The 2,265-nt window shown below is 66.4% G+C and carries 4 protein-coding genes; all 4 read right to left on the reverse strand.

What is annotated here, in order from left to right:
• The coding region (locus tag VF497_RS14935; RefSeq protein ID WP_330890115.1) for a M20/M25/M40 family metallo-hydrolase at positions 1 to 423 on the reverse strand (423 nt) is incomplete at its 3' end.
• Positions 424 to 501: 78 nt separating this feature from the next.
• On the reverse strand, positions 502 to 963 hold the full coding sequence (locus tag VF497_RS14940) for an OsmC family protein (protein ID WP_330890117.1): 462 nt from the start codon (positions 961 to 963) through the stop codon (positions 502 to 504).
• Entirely contained in the window at positions 960 to 1,238 is a 279-nt protein-coding gene (locus tag VF497_RS14945; protein ID WP_330890118.1) for a GNAT family N-acetyltransferase, read from the reverse strand. The genes VF497_RS14940 and VF497_RS14945 overlap by 4 nt, the downstream gene beginning before the upstream one ends.
• Positions 1,239 to 1,304: 66 nt before the next feature.
• A complete protein-coding gene (locus VF497_RS14950; protein WP_330890122.1) occupies positions 1,305 to 2,087 on the reverse strand; it encodes an N-formylglutamate amidohydrolase in 783 nt (260 codons plus the stop codon).
• Between the last annotated feature and the right edge of the window lie 178 nt (positions 2,088 to 2,265).

The raw sequence follows: 2,265 nt of genomic DNA on the forward strand, positions 1-2,265 counted from the left end.
GTCGTCGCTCGAGCCGCGCGCGTAGAACCAGCCGTTCTCCTCGACCAGCTTGAACGGGTCGCGCTCCCAGTCCTCGCGCTTGGCTTCAACGACGTCGATGTGCGCAAGCAGCAGGATCGGCTTGGCGAGCTTGTCGCTGCCATGCAGGATCGCGGTCAGGTTGCCGTCCTTCGGACGATCGGGCGGCACGAGAACCTGCGTGTCGCTCTTGGCAAAGCCGCCTGCGACCAGCCGCGCCTGCATCGCTTCCGCTGCCTGCGTGCAGCTTCCGACCGAGCGCGTCGTGTTGATCTCGACGAGCTGTTTGTAGAGGTCGCGGAACGCGACCTCATCGGCGGAAGGCGCCTGCCCCCTGCCCTGCGCCGCGAACATGGTCATACCGACGGCGATGGAAAGGGACAGCGATCGGACAATGGCGCGCATGCAGACTCCTCGACTTGGACGTGAACTTCCAAGGTTGCAACGAGGTTCCGCCAAGATCAACCCTTGGACGCGTTACTTTTATTTAATCCGCGTGTCGATGACGATCTTCGACGTCAACGTGCGATGCACCGGGCACTTGTCGGCCATCTCGAGCAGACGCGTGCGCTGCTCCTCGCTCAGCGCGCCGACGAGTTCGATCTCGCGCTCGATGTGGTCGAGCATGACCGGCTTGTCGCCGCAGTCCTTGCAGTCGTCGAAGTAGCGCTTGGCGTGCGTGAGCCGCACGATCACGCGCTCGAGCGGAATCTGCTTGCGCGCCGCGTACAGGCGCAGCGTCATCGAGGTGCAGCTGCCGAGCGACATCAGCAGCAGCTCGTACGGTCCCGGGCCTGCGTCGTTGCCGCCGACATCGACCGGCTCGTCCGCGACGAGTACATGCCGGCCATCGAGCAGGACCTGGGTGAACTTGCCCTCCCCGGTCTCGGCGACGACGACCGCGCCCGCGACGACCTCGGGCGGATCGAAACGCGCGCCGCTCATGCCAGCACCAGGTCCTGGTATTCCTTGTGCCGCTTGAGGTAGGCGGCGATGAACGGACACTGCGGAATGATTTTTTCGCCGTTGCGGCGTGCGTCCTCGAGCACGAACTGCGCAAGCTTCGAGCCGATGCCGCGCCCGGCGAGCTGCTCGGGCACGATCGTGTGGATGAAGGTGATTACACCGGGTTTGCGCGAGTAGTCGACATGCGCGGTGATGCCGTCGACAGTGAGTTCGTAGCGATTGCGCGCGCGATTGTCGATGATTTCGTCGGACATGATCCTTCTCCTTGTCGGGTTCTCGCATGCATCATACGACGAGCGCGACGCAGGTCGCGACAAGGCTCAGAGGACGCCGGCCGCCGCCGCCGCGCTGCGCAGCCAAGCGGCGACGCGTCCTGCCCAGGCCGCCTGGCCGTCGGCATCGGCGATCAGGTCCTGGCGGATTTCGAGTTCGACGTTGGCCAGGCCGCGCTGCGTGCCGTACACCGGGATCGCGTAGTCGCTCGTGTCGCTGACCGAATACGGCTCGTTGTCGCCGACCACCCACTCACCCTCGTCGCGGATCAGGCGCAGCAGCGCATGTGCGAGGCGCGCGTCGCGGTGATAGAGGATGCCGACCTGCCACGGGCGCGCCACGTCGAGATAGACCGGGGTGAAGCTGTGCACCGTGACGAGAATCGTCGGCCGGCCGGCCCCGCGGCGCGCATCAAGTTCGGCCTCGATGCGCGCATGGTACGGACGGAACACCGCATCGATGCGCTGCTGCCGTTGCGCCGGCGACAGGTTTTCGTTGCCGGGAACATCGGTGCGCTCGCTGTGCGGCGTGATCAAGGTCGGCGACTCGAGTGGGCGGTTGCAGTCAACGACGAGGCGCGAATAGGTCTGCGCGATCGCGAATGCGTCGAGGCGCGCGGCCAGATGCGACATCACCCCGGCCGCGCCGATGTCCCAGGCAATATGTCGCTGCAGCTCGCGCTGATCGATGCCAAGATCGCCGAGCGCGCGCGGAATGCGCCGCCCGGCATGGTCGCAGGTGAGGAAGAACGGCGATGCGCCGTGTGCGTTCTCGATCGAATACGGTGGCGGCTCGTCGGCTGCCAGCAGCGGCGGCAAGGTCTCGATCATGCGCAGCGACTACTCCTGCGGCGCGCTCACACTGGGCCGGCGCGACCAGTCGAGATCGAGGATCACGCGCTCGCCGCTGCGCGCGTCGGTCGCTTCGAGGCGTGCGAGGCGGCCGCTGCCGTCGCATATCCAGGCGCGCAGGTCGCCGTCGGCATTCGCTCCGGGCAGCTTGCCGCTG

Source organism: Rudaea sp., assembly GCF_036383415.1.
In the GTDB taxonomy this organism is placed as follows: domain Bacteria; phylum Pseudomonadota; class Gammaproteobacteria; order Xanthomonadales; family Rhodanobacteraceae; genus Rudaea.